Genomic DNA, 24,487 nt, shown 5'->3' on the forward strand with positions numbered 1-24,487 from the left:
GTGGCGGCGCCGGCACCCAATCTCGGAGTCCTCCCATGCTGCTCGTACAATTCAAGAACAAAGACGGCGCCCGCCACGTGGGCATCCTGGAAAACGACACGCTGCGCGTGATCGACGGCTACACCACCACCTACGCGCTGGCGCAAGCCGCGATCCGCAACAAGCAGGGCCTGGCCGCGCTGGCCGAGGCATCGGTCGGTTCGACCACGGTGGCCTACGCCGACGTGACCCCGCTGGCACCGCTGGACCATGAGGACGCCGCCCACACCTACGTGACCGGCACCGGCCTGACCCACCTGGGTTCCGCCGATGCGCGCGACGCGATGCACAAGAAGATCGGCGGCGACGTCGAAACGCTGTCGGACTCGATGAAGATGTTCCGCATGGGCGTGGAAGGTGGCAAGCCTGCCGCCGGCGAAGCGGGCGTGCAGCCCGAATGGTTCTACAAGGGCGACGGCTCGATCGTGGCCGCCACCAACGAAGCGCTGGCCATGCCCGACTTCGCCCTCGATGGCGGCGAAGAACCGGAAATCGCCGGCCTGTACGTGATCGGCGACGATGGCCAGCCTTACCGCCTGGGCTACGCGATCGGCAACGAGTTCTCCGACCACGTGACCGAGCGCCAGAACTACCTGTACCTGGCCCACTCGAAGCTGCGCGTCTGCGGCGTGGGCCCGGCGCTGCTGGTGGGCGAACTGCCGGCGCACATCGACGGCGTGTCGCGCGTGCTCGATACCGACGGCAACGTGCGCTGGGAAAAGGCGTTCGTCTCCGGCGAGAATAATATGTCGCACACGATCGCCAACCTGGAACACCACCACTTCAAGTACCAGCTGTTCAAGCGCCCGGGCGACGTGCACGTGCACTTCTTCGGCACGGCCACGCTGAGCTTCGCGGACAACATCTCCGTGCAGCCGGGCGAAACGTTCGAAGTGCAATCGCCGGCCTTCGGCCCGGCGCTGCGCAACAAGCTGACCGTGGTGGAGACCCAGGTCGCCCAGGTCAAGGCATTATGATCGACGCGAACCGCGGCATCATCACCGGGGAATCCCTGGTCGGCGGCATCGCCGTCAAGGGTAACGGCAGCGACTTCAAGGCCTGGAATCCGGCCCTGAACGCGCACATCGAGCCGTCGTTCCACACGGCGGACGCGGACCAGATCGACCAGGCGTGCCGCCTCGCAGGCACCGCGTTCGACACGTTCCGCGCCACGACCGACCAGGAACGCGCGGCGTTCCTCGACACCGTGGCAGAACAGATCGTGGCCATCGGCGACGACCTGATCGAGCGCGCGATGGCCGAGACGGGCCTGCCGCGCGTGCGCCTCGAAGGCGAGCGTGGCCGCACGGTCAACCAGCTCAAACTGTTTGCCGACCTGCTGCGCGAAGGCTCGTACCGCGACGTGCGCATCGATTCCGCGCTGCCGGAACGCGCGCCGCCGCGGCCGGACCTGCGCTATCGCCTGATCGGCGTGGGCCCGGTTGCCGTGTTCGGCGCATCGAACTTTCCGCTGGCGTTCTCGGTCGCCGGTGGCGACACCGCGTCGGCGTTCGCCGCCGGTTGCCCGGTCGTGCTCAAGGCGCACCCGGCGCACCCCGGCACGTCCGAACTGGTGGCGCGCGCCGTCGTGAAAGCCGTCGAACTGTGCGGCCTGCCGGCCGGCGTGTTCGCGCTGCTGACGGGCGTGGGCAATGCCATCGGGCAGACCCTCGTGGCGCATCCCGAGATCCAGGCGGTGGGCTTCACCGGCTCGCGCTTCGGCGGCATGGCGCTGATGGCGGTGGCCGCGGCGCGTCCGCAGCCGATCCCCGTGTATGCCGAGATGAGCAGCATCAATCCGCTGTTCCTGCTGCCGGGCGCCTTGAAGGCGCGCGGCGCCGACATCGCCCAGCAGTTCGCGGGATCGCTGACGATGGGTGTCGGCCAGTTCTGCACGAACCCGGGCCTGGTGCTCGGCATCGCCGGCCCGGACTTCGACGCCTTCGCCCATGCGGCGGCTGCCGCGCTGGGTGGCGTGGCCGCGGGCACGATGCTGACGGCCGGTATCGCCGGCGCTTACCAGCAGGGCGTGGCCGCGCTGGCGGGCCAGCAGGGCGTGAAGACGCTGGCGCTCGGCGCGCACGCGGAAGGCAAGGGCGGGGCGGCGCTGTTCGTCACGTCCGCCGACGCTTTCCTGGTCGAAAAGGCGCTGCACGGTGAAGTGTTCGGCCCGGTATCGCTGCTGGTGGCCTGCCGCGACGTGGAAGAGATGCGCCGCGTGACGGACCATCTCGAAGGCCAGTTGACCGCCACGCTGCAGCTGGAAGAAGATGATTACGATGCCGCCGCCACGCTGCTGCCGGCACTGGAGCGCAAGGTCGGCCGTATCCTGGCGAACGGTTTCCCGACGGGCGTCGAAGTGTCGACGGCGATGGTGCACGGCGGGCCGTTCCCGGCCACGGCCGATGGCCGCAGCACGTCGGTGGGTACCGGTGCCATCCTGCGCTTCCTGCGCCCGGTGTGCTACCAGAACCTGCCGCAGCGGCTGCTGCCGGACGCGCTGCGCGACGGTAACCCGCTGGGCATCTGGCGCCGCCGCGATGGCGTGCTGGGCAAGGAATGAGCGACAGGCTCGAACAACGGTTGTTGAATAAAAGTTGGATAAAAACGGGAGACAGAGCATGACTGATTTTGCCAAGTTCGGCAGTTTGCGCGGCAAGCGCGTATTCGTCACCGGTGGCGGCACCGGCATCGGTGAAGCGATCGTTGCATCGTATGCGGAGCAGGGCGCGATCGTCGCGTTCGTCGACATCGCCAAGGAACCCAGCCTGGCGCTGGTGGAGCGCCTCAAGGCCGCCGGCCACACGGCGCCCCTGTACCGCTACTGCGACATCACCGACATTCCCGCGCTGCAGAACACGATCGCCGAGCTGGCCGCCGAGATCGGCGACTTCGACGTGCTCGTCAACAACGCCGCCAACGACCAGCGCCACAAGCCGGAAGAAGTGACGCTGGAGTATTGGAACGAGCGCATCGCGATCAACCAGCGCCCCATGTTCTTCACGTGCCAGTCCGTGCTGGAAGGCATGAAGAAGAAGGGCGGCGGCTCGATCATCAACATCAGCTCCATGTCGTGGCATGCCAAGAACCCGGGCTACCCCGTCTACGGCACCACGAAGGCGGCCGTGATCGGTCTCACGCGCTGCCTGGCGCGCGATTTCGGCCCGCACAACATCCGCGTCAACACCGTGACGCCGGGCTGGGTGATGACCCAGCGCCAGATCGACCTGTGGCTGGACGACGCCGGCGAAGCGGAAATCAAGCGTGCCCAGTGCCTGCCGGGCAAGCTGATGCCGGAACACGTGGCCGCGATGATCCTGTTCCTGGGCGCCGACGACAGCGCCATGTGCACGGGCCAGGAATTCATCGTCGACGCGGGCTGGGTATAAACACGCCTTGCCGGGCTCGTGTCCACTTTGAGGCCTGACCCCGAAATCGGACACGGGCTCGGCTATGCCAGTTTGCTGTTCCGACTGTAGTTCCGATCGCAGCACGCTGCCACGGCAGCGCTTTTCATCGTTCGCCACATGAAACCTGCCTTGTTCCGGATACTGGCGGTGTCGGCCCTTGCCGCGCCTGCCGCCGCATTTGCAGCACCACCTTCCCAGCCTGCAGCACAAACCCTCACGAGCCCCGACGGCAAGCTGGCCGTCACCGTCGCGCAGACGAAAGAGGGCGCTGTCACCTACAAGATCGCGCGTGCCGGCAAGCCGGTGCTGCGCGAGTCGGCGCTGGGCCTGTCGTTCGACGGCGCCGATTTCACGAAGAAGCTCGCCGCGCAGGACGTATCGGCCGAGCGCACGGTCAATGAGCAGTACGAGCTCGTTTCCGGCAAGCGCCGCAACGTCACGTATGCCGCCAACGAACGCACGTGGCGCTACCTGAACGCGGCAAGGCAGCCGCTGGAGATCACGTTCCGCGTGTCGAACGACGGCGTGGCCTTCCGCTACACGGCCCGCGCGCCGCAGCTGAAGTTCACGGAAGAGGCGACGACATTCGCGTTCGCGCCGCAGGCGCGCGCATGGCTGCAGCCGATGTCGGTGGCCAAGACGGGCTTCGCGCGCACCAACCCGTCGTACGAAGAGCACTATCGCGTGGACATCCCCGTGGGCACGCCGTCGCCGCTGGCGGCAGGCTGGGTCTTCCCCGCGCTGTTCCGCACCGGCGACACCTGGGTTGCGCTGACCGAAGCGAACCTCGACGGCACGTTCCACGCCTCGCGCCTGGCCGCGCAGTCGAAGGGCGGCGTGTACCGCATCGCCGGCCCGGCACCGCAGGAAACATTCACCGATGGCGCGTTGCTGCCCACGGCGCAAGGCCAGATGACGACGCCGTGGCGCGTGCTGGCCATCGGCAGCCTGGCCACCGTCGTCGATTCCACGCTGGGCACCGACCTGGCCGCGCCGGCGCAGGGGCCGATTCCGGCCTGGGTCAAGCCGGGCCATTCGTCCTGGAGCTGGGCGATCCTGAAGGATGACTTCACCACGTTCGGCACGCAGAAGCAGTTCATCGACTACGCGGCCGACATGGGCTGGGACTACACGCTGATCGATGCCTACTGGGACCAGAAGATCGGCTACGACAAAGTAAAAGAGCTGGTGGAGCACGCGAAGCCGAAGAACGTGGGCATCCTCGTCTGGTACAACTCGGCCGGCGCATGGAACGATACCGACATGAGCCCGCGCGGCAAGCTGCTCACTTCCGCCGACCGCCGCGCCGAATTCGCGAAGCTGCGCACGATGGGTGTAAAAGGCATCAAGGTCGATTTCTTCGGCGGCGACGGCCAGTCGATGATCGACTACTACGTGGGCATCCTGCGCGATGCGTACGATGCGCAGCTGCTCGTGAACTTCCACGGCGCCACGCTGCCACGCGGCTGGTCGCGCACGTGGCCGAACCTGGTCACCGCGGAAGCCGTGCGCGGCTTCGAGTTCGGCACGTTCGAGCAGAAGGACCAGGAGCCGATCGCAAGCCACGCGGCCATGCTGCCATTCACGCGCAACCTGTTCGACCCGATGGACTTCACGCCGATGGTGTTCGGCGACATTCCCAAGATCAAGCGCGCCACACGGAACGGCTTTGAACTGGCCGAATCGGTGCTGTTCGTGTCCGGCATCCAGCACTTCGCCGAAGTCCCGCAGGGCATGGCCACCGTGCCCGATTACGTGAAGGACTTCCTGCGCACGCTGCCGGCGCAGTGGGACGACAGCCGCTTCGTCGCCGGCGAGCCGGGCAAGTTCGCCGTGATCGCCCGCCAGGCCGGCGGCAAATGGTACGTGGCCGGTTTCAACGGCGCCGGGCAGGATTGCACCGTCGTGCTGGACCTGGCCTTCATCCGCGAGTCCGGCAAGCTCGCCATGGGCAAGCTCATTACGGACGGCGCGACCGACCGCGCGTTCACGCAGGCCAATGTCGCCGCATCGAAAAAGACCAGCATCAAGCTGAAAGCACGGGGCGGCTTCGTCGCCGTCTTCGAATAAAAACCATATCAGGAGATCTCATGATCAAGCGTACCATCCTCGCCCTCTCATTGGCTGTCTGCGGCAGCGCCTTCGCGCAGGTCGCCGTCACGATCGACACGGCCAAGCCGGGCCCCGTCATCGACAAGAACGTGTACGGCCAGTTCGCCGAACACCTCGGCACCGGCATCTATGAAGGCATGTGGGTGGGCCCGGGATCGAAGATCCCGAACACCAAGGGCTGGCGCAACGACGTGGTGGGCGCGCTGAAGGAACTGCGCGTGCCGCTAGTGCGCTGGCCGGGTGGCTGCTTCGCCGACGAGTACCACTGGAAAGACGGCATCGGCCCGCGCAGCAAGCGCCCGGTGAAGGTCAATACCAACTGGGGCAACGTCACCGAGGACAACGCCGTCGGCACGCATGAATTCTTCGACCTGGCCGAACTGCTGGGGTCCCAGGTGTACATCAACGGCAACCTGGGCACCGGCTCCGTGCAGGAAATGAGCGAGTGGATCGAGTACATGACGTCGCCGAGCAAGTCGACGCTGGCCGAGATGCGCCGCAAGAACGGCCGCGACAAGCCGTGGAAAGTGGACTTCTTCGCCGTCGGTAACGAGATGTGGGGCTGCGGCGGCAACATGAATGTCGAGCACTATACAAACCTGTACAAGAACGCCACCACGTTCCTGCGCGCGCCGAAGGAATACAAGCCGCAATTCATCGCAAGCGGCAGCCACACCGACGACGTGAAATGGTCTGACGTGCTGACGCGCGAAGTCAAGAACGACATGGCCGGCGTGAGCTTCCACTACTACACGATCCCCACGGGCAAGTGGGAAGTGAAGGGCGCCGCCACCGGTTTCCCGGAATCCCAGTGGTTCAGCACGATGCAGAACACGCTGAAGATGGACAAGTTCATCCGTGACAACAAGGTCGCGATGGACAAGAACGATCCGGAGAAGAAAGTGGGCCTGTTCGTCGACGAATGGGGCACCTGGTATGACGTGGAACCGGGCACCAACGCCGGCTTCCTGTACCAGCAGAACAGCCTGCGCGATGCCGTCGTTGCCGCGCTGAACTTCAACATCTTCCATGAACACGCCGACCGTGTGCGCATGACGAACATCGCGCAGATGGTCAACGTGCTGCAGGCGATGATCCTGACCGACAAGACGCGCATGGTGCTCACGCCGACCTACCACGCCTACAAGATGTACGTGCCGTTCCAGGATGCGACGTCGCTGCCGGTCTCGCTGGAGAACAACACCACGTACAGCGCCGGCAGCCAGTCGGTGCCGCAGGTGAGCGCCTCGGCCGCGCGCGCCAAGGATGGCAAGGTGTACCTGGCACTGGTGAACACGGACCCGAACAAGGCGACCGAAGTCACCGTCAACGTGGGCGGCGCCGCTGCAGGCAAGTTCGCGGGACAGGTGCTGACTTCGGCGAAGATGGACGCGCACAACACGTTTGAAGCGCCGAACGCCGTGAAGCCGGCGGCGTATGCCGCGCAGGCCGCGGGCGGCAAGCTGACCATCCAGCTGCCGGCGAAATCCGTGGTCGTCGGCTCGGTCGAGTAAGCGCATGAAGACAGGAACGCTTGCGGCCTCGCTGGCCGCGGCGGGCCTGCTGACCCTCACCGCCTGTGGCGGTGGGGCGGCAGCGACTCGCCCGCCACGAATTCACCCACCGTGACACCACCCGTCGTGACCACGCCCACGACGCCGACCACGCCCACCACGCCGACGGCCCCCGTGCAGACGCCGGTCACGTTCGCCAATGTCGGCGTGCACGACCCTTCCGTCGTGCGTGTCGACGGCACGTTCTACATCTTCGGTTCGCACCTTGCCGCGGCAAAGTCCACGGACCTGATGAACTGGACGAAGATCGCCGACGGCGCCACCGCCACCAATCCGCTGTTCGCGGACGTGACGAAGGCGCTGGCGGAGACATTCGCCTGGGCGCAATCGAATACGCTGTGGGCGCCGGACGTGATCCGGCTCGACGATGGCAAGTTCTATTTCTACTACAACGCCTGCAAGGGCGATTCGCCCCGTTCAGCGCTGGGCGTGGCGGTGGCCGACAGGATCGAAGGCCCGTACGTGGACAAGGGCATCATCCTGAAGTCCGGCATGTGGGGCGAGGCCGGTGCCGACGGCACGATCTACGACGCGGTGAAACACCCGAACGTGGTCGACCCGCAGGTCTTCCGCGACAAGGACAACAAGCTGTGGATGATCTACGGATCCTACTCGGGCGGCATCTTCATCCTGGCGATGGACCCGGCCACCGGCAAGCCGCTGCCGGGCCAGGGCTACGGCAAGCACCTGCTGGGCGGGAACCATGCGCGCATCGAAGGCGCGTACGTGCAGTACAGCCCCGAGAGCGGCTACTACTACCTGTTCACGTCGTTCGGCGGGCTCGATGCGAATGGTGCCTACAACGTGCGCGTGGCCCGTTCACGCAATGCCAACGGCCCCTACGTGGATGCGAAGGGCACCGACATGTCGACCGTGAAATCGGATCCATCGAAGCCGCTGTTCGACGACGCCAGCATCGCGCCGCACGGCCAGAAGCTGATGGGCAACCACCAGTTCGCGCTGGCCGCCGGTGAAACCGGCACGGCCGCCGGCTATGTTTCGCCTGGCCACAACAGCACGTACTACGATCCGGCCACGAAGCAGTACTTCATCATTTTCCACGCCCGCTTCCCTGGTACCGGGGAATTCCATGAAGTGCGCACGCACGAGATGTTCATCAACGAGGATGGCTGGCCGGTGGTGGCGCCGTTCCGCTACGTGCCGCTGGGCCAGGCGGCCGGTGCGCCATCGGCAACGGTCGCCGCCGCCGATGTCGCCGGTTCGTACAAGCTGGTCAACCACGGCAAGGACATTTCGGCAGCCATCAAGCAGTCGCAGTCCATTACGCTGTCGGCCGACGGCAAGGTGTCGGGAGCGGTATCGGGCACGTGGACGCACAAGGGCAGCAACCGCATCGCGCTGGCCATTGATGGCACGGCGGCCGCCTACAGCGGCGTGCTGTCGCGTCAATACAATGCCAACGCGAATGCGTTCACGGTGACGTTCTCCGCGCAGAATGCGGACGGGGTGTCGCTGTGGGGTGCCAGGACGGGCAACTGAGGCAGCGTTAGCGAAGCAGTTAACTGAAGCGAATGCCGTGCGCAGGGGTTTCCCCGGTCCGCATGCATTTACTCCAAGAGCGTGAGGCTGGGGTCAGGGAGGAGTGCTGGCATGCATGCCAGCACCGTTCCGCGGGCGCGAAGCATGCTTCCCGAAACCCCCGCTTCACCCCGCCGGGTCTGACCCCAGCAGTTCGCGGCTGGGTGTCATGTATGCGTTCCCAGCGCACGAGCAAGTGCGGCAAGAGTAATAGAAGGAGATATGCAATGAAGTATCGCAGTTTTGTATTGGCGGCCGCGCTGCTGGCGGGCACCGCCAGTGCCCAGGCCACGCAGGTCGGCGTGCACGACCCGGTGATGGCGAAGGATGGCAAGACGTATTACGTGTTCTCCACCGGCCCGGGCATCACGTTCTACAGCTCGAAGGACATGAAGAACTGGCGCTCTGAAGGCCGCGTGTTCGCGCAGGACCCGGTGTGGGCGAAGACGGCGGCACCGTCGTTCGACGGCCATATCTGGGCGCCGGACATCGTGCACCGCAACGGCAAGTACTATCTGTACTACTCGGTGTCGGGCTTCGGCAAGAACACGTCCGGCATGGGCGTGACGGTCAACAAGACGCTGGACCCGCGTTCGCCTGACTACAAGTGGGAAGACCAGGGCATGGTGATCCAGTCCGTGCCGGGCCGCGACCTGTGGAATGCGATCGACCCGGCCGTCATCGCCGATGAACAGGGCAATGGCTGGATGTCGTTCGGTTCGTTCTGGACGGGACTGAAGTTGTTCAAGCTGAACGCCGACTGGACGAAACCGGCCGAGCCGCAGGAATGGCACACGATCGCGCGGCGCGAGCGCCCCGCGTTCGAACCGGACGAATCGGCCGCGCCTGCGGAGATCGAGGCACCGTTCATCTTCCGCAAGAACGGCTACTACTACCTGTTCGCTTCGTGGGGCCTGTGCTGCAAGAAGGAGCAGAGCACCTATCACGTGGTCGTCGGCCGGTCAAAGGCCATCACCGGGCCCTACCTGGACAAGGACGGCAAGGACATGGCCAAGGGCGGCGGCTCGCTCGTCATCAAGGGCAACCGCGAGTGGGTGGGCCTGGGCCACAACAGCGCCTATACGTTCGACGGCCGCGACGTGCTCGTGCTGCATGCGTACGAAACCGCCGATGACTACCGCCAGAAGCTGAAGGTGCTCGACATGAAGTGGGATGGCGCCGGCTGGCCGGTCGTCGACCCCGAGCAACTGAACAGCTACCAGAGCGTGCTGCTGCCGGCCGGCGGCAAGTAAGCGACTGCCGAGCCCGTGTCCACCATGGGGTCAGGCCTCAAATCGGACACGAACTGAACTGTCACCAAGGATAAGCTCGTGTCCACTTTCGTGCCTGACCCCGAGGTGGACACAGCCTGAACCGTTGCTGCTCTGCGTAAAACCGTGGCGGCAATTGATGAGCCCGTGTCCGATTTTGGGGTTGACCCCAAGGTGGACACGGGCTGAACTTTAGGGAATTGAACATGCCCACTCTCCGCCACTTCGCCCTCGCCGCCGCCCTCTGCGCGGCAAATTCCGCCTATGCGGCCGACCTGTTCCCGCTGCGCGACGTGCGCCTGACGGCCAGCCCCTTCCTGCAAGCTCAGCAAACCGACCTGCGCTACCTGATGGCGCTCGATCCGGATCGCCTGCTGGCACCGTTCCGCCGCGAGGCGGGGCTGCCGGCGGTGAAGCAGTCGTATGGCAACTGGGAGTCGTCGGGCCTGGATGGCCACATGGGCGGGCATTACCTGTCGGCGCTGGCGCTGATGCACGCGGCGACCGGGGACCAGCAAGTCAAGGACCGCCTCGACTACTTCGTGCGGGAGCTGAAACGCTGCCAGGACGCCGGCGGCGACGGCTATCTCGGCGGCGTACCGGGCGGAAGGGAGGCGCTGGACAAGATCGCCCGGGGCGAGCTGCAGGCGGATAATTTCAGCGTCAACGGCAAGTGGGTGCCGTGGTACAACCTGCACAAGACCTTTGCCGGCCTGCGCGATGCGTACAAGATCGGCGGCAATGCCGAGGCGAAGGCAATGCTCATCAGGTACTCGGACTGGGCTCTCGCCCTCACGTCGAAGCTGACCGACACGCAGATGCAGGCCATGCTGCGCGCCGAGCATGGCGGCATGAACGAAGTGCTGGCCGACGTGGCCGAGATGACGGGTGACGACAAATACCTGAAGCTGGCGCAGCGTTTTTCCCATCGCGCCGTGCTCGATCCGCTGGAGCAGGGCAAGGATCAGCTGACCGGCCTGCACGCCAACACGCAGATTCCAAAAGTGATCGGCTTCGAGCGCGTGGGCACGCTGGCGAACGATCCGAAGATGCGCGCGGCGGCGCGTTTCTTCTGGCAGACGGTCGTCGAAAACCGCAGCGTGGCCATCGGCGGCAACAGCGTGCGCGAGCACTTCCACGACCACAAGGACTTCGGCCCGATGATCGACGACGTGGAAGGCCCGGAAACCTGCAACACGTACAACATGCTCAAGCTCACCGAGCTGCTGTTCGCCGACAAGCCGCAGTCCCGCTACGGCGACTACTACGAGCGCGCGCTGTACAACCACATCCTGTCGTCGCAGCGCCCCGAAACGGGCGGTTTCGTGTACTTCACGCCGATGCGCCCGAACCACTACCGCGTGTATTCGCAGGTGGAGGAGGGCATGTGGTGCTGCGTGGGCTCGGGCATCGAGAGCCATGCGAAGTACGGCCAGTTCATCTACGCGAAAGAGAAGGATGTGCTGTTCGTCAACCTGTTCATCCCGTCCGAACTGGCGTGGGCGGAAAAGAACGTGCGCATCACGCAGGCCACGGCGTTCCCGGACGAGGACACCACCCGCGTCACCGTCCATGGCACGGGCAAGTTCGCAATGAAGCTGCGCCATCCGGCCTGGGTGGCGAAAGGCGCGCTGGCGGTGAAGGTCAACGGCAAGGCGGTGAAAGCCACCGCCGGCGACGATGGCTACGTCAGCATCGACCGGGCATGGCGCGATGGCGACACGGTCGAGCTGAAGCTGCCGATGAAGACGCACCTGGAACAGATGCCCGACAAATCGAACTGGTATGCGGTGATGCACGGCCCGATCGTGCTGGCCGCGAAGACGACACCTTTCAAGGACGAGAAGCTGAACGTACTGGCCGACGATTCGCGCATGGGTCACATCGCCAAGGGCGAAATCTGCCCGCTGGGCGCGGCGCCCATGTTCGTGTCCGACGCGAAGGACTTCACGAGCAGGATCCGGCCCGTAAAAGGCCAGCCGCTGACGTTCACGGCGCCGGACCTGATCCGCGGCCCGGGCAACGCGAAGAACCTGCAACTGATCCCGTTCTTCCGCCTGCACGACGCGCGTTACACGATGTACTGGCAGCGTTCCACGCCATCCGGCTATGCGGCCCTGCAGCAGCAGACCGCGCAGGAGGAACAGGAGCGCCTGGCCCTGAATGCCCGCACGATCGACCAGGTGGCGCCGGGCGAGCAGCAGCCCGAGTCCGACCATGCGTTCAAGGGGGAGGGCGCCGATGCCGGCGTTAACGCCGGCCGCCACTGGCGCCACGCGACCGGCTGGTTCAGCTACGTGCTGAACAACCCGAAGGGCGAGGCCAAGGTGCTGCGCCTCACGTTCGCCTCCGGCGATGCTGGCCGCAAGTTCGACATCCTCGTCGATGGCAAGCCGTTGCAGTCGATGACGCTGAAGGAAGAGGGCGAGGCCTTCTACACGCGCGATGTCACGCTGCCCGAAGGCCTGGGTAAGAAGATCGAAGTGAAATTCGTCGCGAAAGAAGGCTCGATCGCCGGCGGCCTGTATGGGCTGCGCCTGCTGCGATAGCAAAAAAGATATGGCAGACTGATAAAAATATATTGGTTCGGCATGGCAATTTCTTCTACCATAGCCGCAAAAGAATAATGGCATTCGCCCATATTGCATGGATCGTCTGCTTCCGCAATCGCACCATCCACAGCACGGAGACACGCATGACTGTACAGCGCAGGACTTTCATCGCCGCAGCGGCATTGGCATTGGCCGGTACCACCTTCCCCGCCCTGGCGGCCAAACCCCTCGTGATGGGCTTCTCGCAAGTCGGCGCGGAGTCCGAATGGCGCACCGCGAACACCGTGTCCGTCAAGGATGCGGCCAAGAAGGCCGGCGTCAACCTGAAATTCGCCGATGCGCAGCAGCGCCAGGAAAACCAGGTCAAGGCGATCCGCTCGTTCATCGCCCAGAAAGTGGACGTGATCGCGTTCTCGCCCGTCGTGGAATCGGGCTGGGACACGGTGCTGCGCGAGGCCAAGGCCGCCAACATCCCCGTGATCCTGACCGACCGCGACGTGAACGTGGCCGACAAGTCGCTGTACGTGACGCTGATCGGTTCCGATTTCGTCGAAGAAGGCCGCCGCGCCGGCCGCTGGCTCAACGAGTTCGTGAAGAAGCAGCCGGGCAAGACGTTCAACGTCGTGGAACTGCAGGGCACCGTGGGTTCGGCGCCGGCGATCGACCGCAAGGCCGGTTTCGACGAAGTCACCAAGGGCAATGCGCAACTGAAGCTGCTGCGCACGCAGACCGCCGAATTCACCCGCGCCAAGGGTAAAGAGGTGATGGAAGCGTTCCTGAAGGCGCACGGCAAGACCATCAACGTGCTGTTCGCGCACAACGACGACATGGCCATCGGCGCCATCCAGGCCATCGAGGAAGCGGGCCTGAAACCGGGCAAGGACATCGTCATCGTGTCGATCGATGGCGTGCGCGGCGCGTTCGAAGCCATGATCCAGGGCAAGCTGAACGTCTCCGTGGAATGCAATCCGCTGCTCGGCCCATTGCTGATGCAGACGGCCAAGGACGTCAAGGCCGGCAAGCAGGTGCCGAAGCGCCTCGTCGTCGAGGAGCGCGTGTTCCCGGCCGAGGTCGCGCTGAAAGAATTCCCGAACCGTAAGTACTGAGCATGGGCGCCACGCAGCCGGTCCTGGAGCTCACCGGCATCCATAAAAGCTTCCCCGGCGTGAAGGCGCTGTCCAATGCGGGCCTCCGCCTGTATCCGGGCGAAGTGCATACGCTGATGGGCCAGAACGGCGCGGGCAAGTCCACGCTGATCAAGGTGCTGACGGGTGTGTACACGCCCGACGAAGGCACCATGGTGCTCGACGGCCGGCCGATCCAGCCCGATTCCACGCTCGAGGCCCAGGAGCTGGGCATTTCCACGGTGTACCAGGAAGTCAACCTGTGCCCGAACCTGTCGGTAGCGGAAAACATCTTCATCGGCCGCTATCCGCGCACGTGGTTCGGCGTGGACTGGAAATCGATGCGCGAGCAGGCCGCCACGTTGCTGCGCCAGCTGGAAGTCGATATCGACGTGACGCAGCCGCTGGCGCGCTATTCGCTGGCGATCCAGCAGATGGTGGCGATTTCGCGGGCGCTGAACACGTCGGCGAAAGTGCTGATCCTCGACGAGCCGACGTCCAGCCTGGACGAGGCGGAAGTGCAGCTGCTGTTCCGCGTGCTGCGCCGCCTGCGCCAGGAAGGCATGGCGATCCTGTTCGTCACGCACTTCCTTGATCAGACCTACGCGATTTCCGACCGCATCACGGTGATGCGCAACGGCGAGCGCGAAGGCGAATACCCGGCCAGCGAGCTGTCCCGCCTCGCGCTGGTCAACAAGATGATCGGCGCGCCGGCCCAGCAGGCCGAGGATACCGCGCCAAAGGCGCAGGAAGCCCACCATGCCGGCGGCACGCTGATGACCATCGAGGGCCTGGGCCGCCGGGGCGCGCTGAAACCCGTCGATGCCGAAGTGAAGCAGGGCGAAGTGCTGGGCCTCGTCGGCCTGCTGGGCTCGGGCCGCACGGAACTGGCGCGCCTGCTGTTCGGCGCGGACAAGGCCGACATGGGCAGTATCACGATCGGCGGCAAGACGGGCCGGTTCGATACGCCGCGCGACGCGATCGCCGCCGGCATCGGCTTCTGCTCGGAAGACCGCAAGCATGAAGGCGCGATCCTGTCGCTGTCGGTGCGCGAGAACCTGATCCTGGCGATGCAGGCGCGTGCCGGCGTGATGCGCGCGATCCCGATGAAGCTGCAGCAGGAGATCGCGGAAAACTACGTGAAATGGCTGGGCATCAAGACGGCCAGCATCGAAACGCCGATCGGCACGCTGTCCGGCGGTAACCAGCAAAAGGTGCTGCTGGCGCGCTGGCTGGCCACGGACCCGAAGCTGATGATCCTGGATGAACCCACGCGCGGCATCGACGTGCGCGCCAAGGGCGAAATCATGGATTACGTGACCACGCTGTGCAAGACCGGCATGTCGGTGCTGTTCATCTCGTCCGAACTGCCCGAGGTGCTGCGCTGCAGCGACCGCATGGTGGTGCTGCGCGACCGCGAAAAATGCGGCGAGTACGTGCGGGGCGACCTGGACGACCAGACCGTGCTGCAGGTGATCGCGGGAGAAGAACTGGAAGGAACACGCGCATGACGCAGTTGAACATGGCGCCGCCGGCGCCGGCCGCCACGGTGGCCAAGGCCAGGCCGGAAAAGGCTTCCCTGTTGTCGCACTCGCTGGCCAAGCCGATCCTGGCGCTGGCCGCGTTGCTGGTGCTGGACATCGTCTTCATTCCCGGCTTCCTGAGCCTGGAAATCAAGGATGGCCACCTGTATGGCCCGCTGATCGACATCCTGAACCGCGCGGCGCCGCTGATGCTGGCGGCGCTGGGCATGACACTGGTGATCGCCACGCGCGGCATCGATATTTCCGTGGGAGCGGTGGTAGCGCTCTCCGGCACCGTGGCCGCCATGCTGATCGGCGGCACGATGGTCATCAACAACGGCCAGCCGGAATACGTGGCGAACACGCCGATGCCGGTGGCGCTGGCCGCCGCGCTGGGCATCGCGATCCTGTGCGGCGCGTGGAACGGCGTGCTGGTCGCCGGCCTCAAACTGCAGCCGATCGTGGCCACGCTGATCCTGATGGTGGCCGGCCGCGGCCTGGCGCAGCTGTTCACGGATGGCCAGATCGTGACCGTGTACTACGAACCGTTCTTCTTCCTGGGCAGCGGTTACCTGCTTGGCTTGCCGTTCTCGCTGTGGGTGGTGGCCGCCGTGCTGCTGGTCGTGGGGCTGCTGCTGAAGAAAACGGCGCTGGGCCTGTTCATCCAGTCGGTCGGCATCAACCCGGTGGCCGCGCGGCTGGCCGGCATCCGCACCGCCACGCTGATCTTTTTCACCTACGTGTTCTGCTCCCTGTGCGCGGGCATGGCCGGCCTGATGATCAGCTCGAACATCAAGAGCGCCGATGCGAACAATGCGGGGATGCTGCTCGAACTGGACGCCATCCTGGCCGTCACGCTGGGCGGCACGTCGCTGGCCGGCGGCAAGTTCAGCCTCGTGGGCAGCATGATCGGCGCGCTGATCATCCAGACGCTGACGTGGACGATCTACTCGCTGGGCGTGCCGCCGGAAGTGAACATGGTCGTCAAGGCGATTGTCGTCTTCATCGTGTGCCTGTCGCAGTCGACGGGTTTCCAGAAGCTGTGGAAGGGCCGTAAATGAATACCGCTGTCATGACCAACAACGGCGCCGGCAGGGTGGACCCGAGCATCACGAGCGCACCATGGTTCACGTCGCTGGTCACCGTGATCCTGCTGGCCGTGCTGCTGGGCGCCGGCGGCGCCGCCTACGAGGGCTTCCTGTCCGGGCAGGTGATGCTGAACCTGCTGATCGACAATGCGCACCTGCTGGTGATCGCCGTGGGCATGGGTTACGTGATCCTGGCCGGCGGCATCGACCTGTCGGTCGGTTCCGTGCTGGCGCTGACGACGATGATCGCGGCCTGGCTGCTGAACGCGGGCTGGAATCCGCTGGCGGTGATCGCCATCGTGCTGGCCTTCGGCGCCGTGTTCGGTGCCTTCCAGGGCGCGCTGATCCACTACTTCCAGCTGCAGCCGTTCATCGTCACGCTGGCCGGCATGTTCCTGGCGCGCGGCCTGTGCTACCTGATCAGCATCGAATCGATCACGATCGAAGACCCGCTCTTCGTGGCCGCGTCGCAGACGCAGATTCCGTTCATTGGCGGGTTTATCTCGCCAAGCGCGGCGATCGCATTGATCGTGCTGGCGATTGCCATCTGGGCATCGCGCCGCACCGCCTTCGGCCGGGGCGTGTACGCCATCGGCGGCAACGAGCAGTCGGCACTGATGATGGGCCTGGACGTGGCGCGCACCAAGATCGGCGTGTATGCGTTCTCCGGCTTCTGCGCCGCGCTGGGCGGCGTGCTGTTCGCGTTCTACATGTTGTCCGGCTATGGCCAGCATGCGCAGGGCACCGAGCTCGATGCGATCGCCGCGGTCGTCATCGGCGGCACGCTGCTGACCGGCGGCTACGGCTACGTGGCCGGTGCGCTGTCCGGCGTGCTGGTGCTCGGAACGATCCAGACCCTGATCGCCTTCGACGGCACGCTGAGTTCCTGGTGGACGAAGATCGTCATCGGCGGCCTGCTGTTCCTGTTCTGCGTGGTGCAACGGCTGCTGTCCGTCCGCTCGCAACAATCCTGAGGAGTTTTAGATGAAGAAGCAAAGCCTCGGCGCCCTGGCGCTCGCGGTGGCGGCCGCCTGCGCGTGCGCCACGGACAGCGCGGGCAATCCCCTGTTCGCCGACAAGTTCACGGCCGATCCCGCCGTGCTGGTCGACAAGGGCCGCGTCTACCTGTACACCGGCCACGACGAAGCGCGCCCCAAGCCGCAGGACAAGGATTTCGTGCTGAACGAATGGCTCGTGTACTCGACCTGCGACATGAAGAACTGGACGGCGCACGGCACCGCGCTGCGCTACGACGTGTTCAAGTGGTCCGGCGGCTCGGCCTGGGCCAGCGACATCACGAAGGTCGGCAACAAGTATTATTTCTATGCGACCGTGCATGACAACAGCACCAATGCCAAGGGCATCGGCGTGGCGGTGGCGGACAGCCCGACGGGCCCGTTCCGCGACGCCATCGGCAAGGCGCTGATCACGAACGACATGACGATGGAAACCGATATCGCCTGGGACGACATCGATCCGGGCATCTTCATCGACGACGACGGCACGCCGTGGCTGTTCTGGGGCAACCAGACACTCAAGTTCGTGAAGCTCAAGAAGAACATGATCGCCATGGATGGCGACATCCAGACCACCAGCCTGCCGCACTACACGGAAGCGCCGTACGTCCACAAGCGCAACGGCATCTACTACCTGTCGTACTCGCGCGAATTCCCCGAGCACACGGTGTACGCGACGGCGAAGAAGGTGACGGGCCCGTGGCACTACCGCGGCAAGATCATGGACCAGAACAAGAAGACGCCGACGATCCACCAGGCGTTCGCCGAATTCAACGGCAAGTCCTACATCTTTTACCACAATGCGGACCTGCCGACCGGCGACGAGTTCCGCCGCTCGGTGGCCGTGGAAGAGTTCAAGTACAACGCGGATGGCACGATTCCGTTCATTCCACAGACGACCGAAGGCCCGGCCGCGAATCCGACGGCGGCCTGCAAGAAGTAAGCAGCCGCGCAGCCCCCGTTCGCGGGGCTTTTCCTTTGCAACGACATTCCTGGACTGGAGACACCTTGTTCAAGCCTACCCTACTCGAGCGTGCCATCTTTACCGCAGCAGCCATGCTGTGCACCGCCACGGCGCTGGCCGGCAACCCCCTCGTGAAGGACAAGTTCACCGCCGATCCGGCCGTGCTGGTCGATGGCGGCCGCGCGTACGTGTACGCGGGCCGCGACGAATCGCCGGACGACAAGGGCTATGTGATGAACGAGTGGCTGGTCCTGTCCAGCTGCGACATGAAGAACTGGAAGGAGCACGGCACGGCGCTGCGCTACGACACGTTCAAGTGGGCCAAGGATTCCGCCTGGGCCAGCGACATCATCAAGCACGACGGCAAGTACTGGTTCTTCGCCACCGTGACCGAGGGGGCTGCCAACGCCAAGGCAATCGGCGTGGCCGTGGCGGACAGCCCCACGGGCCCCTTCCGCGATGCCATCGGCAAGCCGCTCATCACCAACGCGCAGACGCTGCAGACCGACATCGGCTGGGACGACATCGATCCGACGATCTTCATCGACGACGATGGCACGCCTTACATGTATTGGGGTAACCAAGTGCTGAAGTATGCAAAACTGAAGCGCAACATGACGGAGCTCGATGGGCCGATCGTCACGGAAGGGCTGCCGCAGTTCACCGAGGCGCCTTACCTGCACAAGCGCAAGGGCATCTACTACCTGTCGTACTCGCGCGACTGGCCCGAATACACGGTGTACGCGACGAGCGACAAGGCGACGGGGCCGTGGCGCTACCGCGGCAAGATCATGGATGCGAACAGGAAGACCAAGACGGTGCACCACGCGTTCGCGGAGTTCAACGGCAAGTCGTATGTGGTGTACCACAACGCCGACCTGCCGGCAGGCGGAGAGCACCGCCGCTCGGTGGCGGTCGAGGAATTCAAGTACAACGCCGACGGCACCATTCCTTTCATTCCGCAAACCGCGGAAGGCCCTGCCGCCAACCCGACGGCAAGCTGCAAGTAAATACGCCGTTTGGTAAGGACTGCCGAGACCCGCGAAAGCGGGTTGCGGCGCGGCCTTCGTGGCTCACCCGATGCCGCAGTGAAACTCGGCAATGATATGATTCGCCGATGGATACACTCAATCCCAACTGGTTTTTGCGCGCGCGCCTGAAAACGCGGCAGCTGTTGCTGCTGATCGCGCTGGACGAACAACGCAACATCCACCGCGCCGCGGAAACGCTGCACATGACGCAACCGGCAGCCTCGAAGCAGATCAAGGATCTCGAAGAGATGCTGGACGTGAAGCTCTTCGAGCGCCTGCCGCGCGGCATGGAGCCCACGCTGTTCGGCGAAACGATGATCCGCCATGCGCGCATGGCCCTCACCAGCCTGTCGCTGGCGCATGACGACGTGCTGGCCCTGAAATCCGGGCTGGTCGGCCAGGTCGAGGTGGGCGTCATCATGACGCCGGCCATGTCGCTGCTGCCGAAGGCGATCGCCAAGGTCAAGCTGCAGGCGCCCCTGCTGCGCATCGGCGTGCACATGGAGCCGTCGAACACGCTGCTGTCGATGCTGGAGCGCGGCTCGCTGGACTTCATGATCGGCCGCATCCTCGAACACGACACCCATTCGCGGCTCACCTACGAGGAACTGACCGAGGAACCCGCGTGCGCCGTGGCGCGCATCGGCCATCCGCTGGCCAGTTCCCGAACCTGACGCTGAAGGACATCGCCAGCTACCCGTGGGTGCTGCCGCCGCAGGGCAGCATCCTGCGCCACCGCGTGGACATGATGTTCCGCCGCGCCGGCCTGGAGCCGCCCGCCAACACGGTCGATACCACGGCGCTGCTGCTGATCACGGCGCTGCTGCAGCAGACCGACACGCTGCACGTGATGCCGGTGGACGTGGCGCGCTATTACGAATCGCTGAACGTGCTGACGATCCTGCCGATCGAGCTGCCGTTCAAGATGGATGCATTCGGCATCGTCCAGCAGCAGGACCACCTGCTGTCACCCGGTGCCAACCTGCTGCTCACCGCCGTGCGCAGCGCTGCCAAGGAGGTGTACTGATGTCGTTCGTGTTCTCGAGCCTGAACCACCCGCAGCGGGTGCCACTGGCGGCGGAACTGCACTCGCGGCCGTTCCTGAAGCTGCGCGCGCCGGAACGCGTGTCGCACATCGCCGTGTTCGGCCATGGCCGCAACAACAATGCGCAGGCCCAGCACGAGCTGCTGGCGTCGCTGTGCGCGCACTTCGGCGTAACCGCGCCGGCCCGCGACGGCGGCTTCTTCTACCATGACTTCGGCCGCTTCCGCCTCAAGTGGGAACTGCATTCCGAGTTCGCCACGTACACGTTCGCCGAGCGCACGGACGATGCGGAAGACTTCGAGCGCATGCCGATCGAGCACGTGCCTCAGGAGTGGCTGCTGTCGCTGAAGGGCAGGATCCTGGTGGCGGCGCACGTCATCCTGCGCAAGGGCAGCGCCGGCGACCATGCGCCGGTGCAGGATCTGTTCGAGGGCGTGTCGCTGGCCGCCAGCAACGTGATGCAGGGCGGCGAAGTGTGCTCGGATTTCGCGATCCAGGCCGACGGCTTCTCGCGCTTCGTCGTCAACGACGTGCGCATGCGCGAACAGCAGGCCGGGCGCCTAGTGCAGCGCGTGCTGGAAATCGAAACCTACCGGATGATGGCGCTGTATGGCCTGCCGGCCGCGCAGCGCGCCGTGCCTGAGCTGAATGCCGTCGAAAAGGAACTGGCGGAGGCGACCGAGGCGCTGCTGCAGTCCGACGGTACCACCGAACAGACGCTGCTGCAGAAGATCACGCACCTGGCCGCACGAATCGAAAAGCTGTCGCTCGATAACAGCTACCGTTTCGCCGCGTCGAAGGCTTACTTCAAGCTGGTCAACACACGCATCGACGAGCTGCGCGAGACGCGGATCGAAGGCGTGCCCACCGTCGCCGAATTCATGGAACGGCGGCTCGCCCCGGCCATGAGCACGTGCGAGGCTGTCGCCGCCCGCCAGGAAGCGCTGGCACGCCGGATCGGCAACAGCAACGACCTGCTGCGCACCCGCGTGGGCATCGTGCAGGAAACGCAGAACCGGCAGATCCTGCAATCGCTGAACGCCCGCGCCGCCCAGCAGCTGCGGCTGCAGCAGGCGGTCGAAGGCCTGTCGGTGGCGGCGATCTCGTACTATGTCGTCGGCTTGCTCGGCTATTCCATCAAGGGCGCCAAGGGACTCGGCCTCGTGCCGAACCCCGACGCGCTGATCGGCATCGCCGTCCCGCTGGTCGCCGGCGCCGTCTGGCTCACGCTGCGCAATATGCACAAGCGCCTGCACCGCAGCCACCACGCCTGATTCGCTGCCGAAAAGTTGCCAAAAACCGGGGTCAGACCCCGATTTTTGGAAAGATTTCCTGGGATTGGGGTCTGACCCCGAATGTGCTGTTGTTGGTATGCCACGTTTGCGAGCCTCTGCGATAATGCGGCGTTGACTGGACATGCGGGATGCCATGGAGCGTTTGACGATGTGGGCGGTGGTGCTGTGCCTGGCCGGGTGTGCGGCGGGGGAGGTGGTGCCTGCCGGGCGGGATGTGGCGGCGCTGCGCTTCATCGGCGAGCAGCGCATCGCGTGGAAGGCGCAGTTCCAGGGGACCACGATCGGCGGCCTGTCCGGCATCGACTACGATGCGGCGAACGGCAGCTGGATCCTGGCCAGCGACGACCGTTCCGCCACCAATCCCGCGCGCTTCTACCGTGCCACGCTGCGCTTCACGCCATCGTCGTTCGATGCGGTGGAACTGACCGCCGTGCGTTATTTCCGCCAGGGCGACGGCAGCACGTATCCGGTGGAGCACGAGCGCGCGCAGGCCGGCGGGGTGGTGGCCGATATCGAATCGGCGCGCATCGATCCCCGTGACGGCACGATCTGGTACACGAGCGAGGGCGATGGCCGCCTTGGCCTCGATCCGTTCCTGCGCCAGGCCGACGCCGCCGGCCTGCTGCGCGCGGAGCTGCCGCTGCCGGCGTCGCTGCGCGAGTGGCCCGGCCACGAACGAGGGGTGCGCAACAACCTCAACCTGGAGGGCCTGTCGTTCGCGCCGGACGGCGCGAGCCTGTGGCTGGCGCTCGAGGCGCCGCTGGTGGAGGATGGCCTGCCGCCGACGCTGGACCATGGGGCGCCGGCCCGCATCACGCACCTCGATCGCGCCGGCAAGGTGCTGGCCCAGTATGCCTACCCGATCGGCGCCATTCCGGCACGGCCGGGCAATGGCATGGCTGCCGACACGGGCATTTCCGAGATCCTCGCCACCGGCCCGCGCACGCTGCTGGTGCTGGAGCGCTCGGCGGTGCAGGGCGACGAAGGCCGCTATCGCAACCATATCCGCCTGTACGAGGCGGACCTGCGCCAGGCGAGCGACATTCGCGGCGTGCCGGCGCTGGCCGGGGCCACGTTTGCGCCCGCTGCCAAGCGCCTGGTGCTGGATTTTGCCGCACTCGGCCTGCCGATGCTCGACAATGTCGAGGGCTTCGCCTTCGGCCCGCCGCTGCCGAACGGGCATGCCACGCTGGTCTTCGTCACGGACGACAATTTCAGCAAGCGCCAGGTCACGCAGCTGCTGCTGTTCGAAGTCCTCCCTCCATGACCATGCTTCGGCCATGAGCCGTGCCACCGCCATGAGCCGTGCTCGGCACTTTCAGGAAAGCCGGTAAGCTTGCGCTGAAGGGCTGCAGACAACATGGACGACATCGATTTTGGCAGGCTGATTCTGGACGAGACGCCCGACGCGGTGATCGTCACGACCACGGACGGCGTGGTGCTGTACTGGACAAGGGGCGCCGAATCCGTGTTCGGCTACACGGCGCAGGAAGCGCTCGGCCACACGCTGGGCGAGTTGATCGTGCCGCCCGAACTGCTCCATACCGAGCGCACCATCCTGTTCGACACGCTGGCCAACGGCTCGGCCAACTACGAATCCATGCGCCGCGCCAAGGATGGCTCGCTCATCTATATCGACAGCTCGAGCAAGGCGGTCCGGCATGCCTCGGGCCGGCCCGACTGCATCCTGTGGACGAAGAAGGACGTGACGCCGTTGCGCGTGATGCGCGACGCGGCGCTCGTCGGTGCCCGTTTCGGCACGCTGCTGGCATCGATGCCCGACGCGATCATCATGGCCAATGCGGCCGGCCGCATCGTGCTGGCCAACCGCCAGGCCGATGAACTGTTCGGCTACCCGGAGGGCGAGCTGCGCGGCCAGCTGCTCGAAGTGCTGATCCCGCAGCGCTACCGGCGCGAACACGTGGGCCAGCGCGTGGCGTATTCGCTGGCGCCCACGCAGCGGCCGATGGGCATCGGCCGCGAACTGTATGGCCTGCGCCGTAACGGCGAGGAATTCCCCGTCGAGATCAGCCTGTCGCCCTTGCCGACGGAAGAGGGCACGCTCGTGATGAGCGCGATCCGCGACATCAGCGAACGCAAGCGCATCGAGCACGCGCTGCAGGAAAAGAATGCCGAGCTGGCCGACGCGAGCCTGGCGAAGGACCGCTTCCTGTCGTCGATGTCGCACGAGCTGCGCACGCCGCTGAACGCCATCATCGGCTTCACCGGCACGCTGCTGATGCAGTTGCCCGGCCCCGTCAACGTGGAGCAGGAGCGGCAGCTGCGCACGATCCAGTCCAGCGCGCGGCACCTGCTCTCGCTGATCAACGATATCCTCGACATCACCAAGATCGCCTCCGGCAAGGTGCAGCTGAACAGGGAGCCGTTCGACTGCCGCCGGCTCGTGCAGGATGTGACGGCGATGTTCGCGCCGCTGGCGTATGAAAAGGGCCTGGCGCTGCACGTGAAGCAGGCGGAGCGCAACGTCACCGTCTGCACCGACCGGCGCGCGGTGCAGCAGATCGTCATCAACCTGATGAACAACGCGATCAAGTTCACCGAGCGGGGCGAGGTGCGGGTGGAGGTGGATATCGATGAAGACCCGACCGAACGGGCGGTGCTGATCGACGTGATCGACACGGGCATCGGCATCGCGCCCGACAAGCTCGGCCTGCTATTCAAGCCCTTCACGCAGATCGACCAGGGCACCACGCGGCAGTTCGAAGGCACGGGCCTGGGGCTGCACCTGTCGGAGCGGCTGGCGGGGCTGATCGGCGCCCGCATCGCCGTGCGCAGCCAGCCCGGGGAAGGCAGCGTGTTTACACTGCGGCTGCCGTATGCGCTGGAAGAATGCGCGCGACTGGAAGGGTGCGCCGCGCCGCAGGGTTGACCAGGGCGGCGGGC

Annotated in this window: 17 protein-coding genes and 1 pseudogene; all 18 read left to right on the forward strand. The window is 65.3% G+C overall.

What is annotated here, in order from left to right; translation table 11 throughout:
* Positions 1–35 precede the first annotated feature (35 nt).
* Positions 36–1,016 (forward strand): AraD1 family protein, encoded by a 981-nt coding sequence (araD1, locus tag EWM63_RS23190; RefSeq protein ID WP_130188646.1) that lies wholly within the window; start codon positions 36–38, stop codon positions 1,014–1,016.
* Positions 1,013–2,602 (forward strand): aldehyde dehydrogenase (NADP(+)), encoded by a 1,590-nt coding sequence (locus tag EWM63_RS23195; protein ID WP_130188647.1) that lies wholly within the window; start codon positions 1,013–1,015, stop codon positions 2,600–2,602. The genes araD1 and EWM63_RS23195 overlap by 4 nt, the downstream gene beginning before the upstream one ends.
* Positions 2,603–2,660: 58 nt before the next feature.
* Complete coding sequence (locus tag EWM63_RS23200; protein WP_130188648.1) at positions 2,661–3,428, forward strand: SDR family NAD(P)-dependent oxidoreductase; 768 nt, start codon at positions 2,661–2,663, stop codon at positions 3,426–3,428.
* A 138-nt stretch (positions 3,429–3,566) separates the two neighbouring features.
* Positions 3,567–5,519 (forward strand): glycoside hydrolase family 97 protein, encoded by a 1,953-nt coding sequence (locus tag EWM63_RS23205; protein WP_130188649.1) that lies wholly within the window; start codon positions 3,567–3,569, stop codon positions 5,517–5,519.
* Between the two features lie 20 nt (positions 5,520–5,539).
* Positions 5,540–7,075: an alpha-N-arabinofuranosidase gene (locus EWM63_RS23210; RefSeq protein ID WP_130188650.1), complete on the forward strand. Its 1,536-nt coding sequence runs from the start codon at positions 5,540–5,542 to the stop codon at positions 7,073–7,075.
* A gap of 111 nt (positions 7,076–7,186) precedes the next feature.
* Positions 7,187–8,635 carry a glycoside hydrolase family 43 protein gene (locus EWM63_RS23215; protein WP_165390899.1) on the forward strand — a complete coding sequence of 483 codons (1,449 nt, stop codon included), beginning with the start codon at positions 7,187–7,189 and terminating at the stop codon, positions 8,633–8,635.
* Positions 8,636–8,901: 266 nt separating this feature from the next.
* Positions 8,902–9,927 carry an arabinan endo-1,5-alpha-L-arabinosidase gene (locus EWM63_RS23220; RefSeq protein WP_130188652.1) on the forward strand — a complete coding sequence of 342 codons (1,026 nt, stop codon included), beginning with the start codon at positions 8,902–8,904 and terminating at the stop codon, positions 9,925–9,927.
* Between the two features lie 224 nt (positions 9,928–10,151).
* A complete protein-coding gene (locus EWM63_RS23225; protein ID WP_130188653.1) occupies positions 10,152–12,494 on the forward strand; it encodes a glycoside hydrolase family 127 protein in 2,343 nt (780 codons plus the stop codon).
* 146 nt (positions 12,495–12,640) lie between these two features.
* Positions 12,641–13,603 carry an ABC transporter substrate-binding protein gene (locus EWM63_RS23230; RefSeq protein ID WP_130188654.1) on the forward strand — a complete coding sequence of 321 codons (963 nt, stop codon included), beginning with the start codon at positions 12,641–12,643 and terminating at the stop codon, positions 13,601–13,603.
* A 2-nt stretch (positions 13,604–13,605) separates the two neighbouring features.
* Positions 13,606–15,132, forward strand: a complete 1,527-nt coding sequence (locus EWM63_RS23235; RefSeq protein WP_130188655.1) for a sugar ABC transporter ATP-binding protein — start codon at positions 13,606–13,608, stop codon at positions 15,130–15,132.
* Positions 15,133–15,143: 11 nt separating this feature from the next.
* Complete coding sequence (locus tag EWM63_RS23240) at positions 15,144–16,205, forward strand: ABC transporter permease (protein WP_130190563.1); 1,062 nt, start codon at positions 15,144–15,146, stop codon at positions 16,203–16,205.
* The gene (gene yjfF, locus EWM63_RS23245; protein ID WP_165390900.1) at positions 16,202–17,206 is read left to right on the forward strand and encodes a galactofuranose ABC transporter, permease protein YjfF; all 1,005 of its coding nucleotides are present in this window, start codon (positions 16,202–16,204) and stop codon (positions 17,204–17,206) included. The genes EWM63_RS23240 and yjfF overlap by 4 nt, the downstream gene beginning before the upstream one ends.
* Before the next feature lie 10 nt (positions 17,207–17,216).
* Positions 17,217–18,191 carry a glycoside hydrolase family 43 protein gene (locus tag EWM63_RS23250; RefSeq protein ID WP_130188656.1) on the forward strand — a complete coding sequence of 325 codons (975 nt, stop codon included), beginning with the start codon at positions 17,217–17,219 and terminating at the stop codon, positions 18,189–18,191.
* Positions 18,192–18,256: 65 nt separating this feature from the next.
* Positions 18,257–19,222, forward strand: coding sequence for a glycoside hydrolase family 43 protein (locus EWM63_RS23255; protein WP_307720796.1), 966 nt, complete (start codon positions 18,257–18,259; stop codon positions 19,220–19,222).
* 107 nt (positions 19,223–19,329) lie between these two features.
* Positions 19,330–20,270: pseudogene (locus tag EWM63_RS23260) on the forward strand (LysR family transcriptional regulator).
* Positions 20,270–21,562, forward strand: coding sequence for a DUF3422 family protein (locus tag EWM63_RS23265; protein ID WP_130188657.1), 1,293 nt, complete (start codon positions 20,270–20,272; stop codon positions 21,560–21,562). Before EWM63_RS23260 ends, EWM63_RS23265 begins: the two are co-directional and overlap by 1 nt.
* Before the next feature lie 154 nt (positions 21,563–21,716).
* On the forward strand, positions 21,717–22,850 hold the full coding sequence (locus EWM63_RS23270) for an esterase-like activity of phytase family protein (RefSeq protein WP_307720797.1): 1,134 nt from the start codon (positions 21,717–21,719) through the stop codon (positions 22,848–22,850).
* Positions 22,851–22,943: 93 nt separating this feature from the next.
* A complete protein-coding gene (locus EWM63_RS23275; protein WP_130188659.1) occupies positions 22,944–24,473 on the forward strand; it encodes a PAS domain-containing sensor histidine kinase in 1,530 nt (509 codons plus the stop codon).
* The last annotated feature ends 14 nt before the right edge of the window (positions 24,474–24,487 follow it).

The sequence above is a fragment of the Pseudoduganella lutea genome, assembly GCF_004209755.1.
Taxonomy (GTDB): Bacteria; Pseudomonadota; Gammaproteobacteria; order Burkholderiales; family Burkholderiaceae_D; genus Rugamonas; species Rugamonas lutea.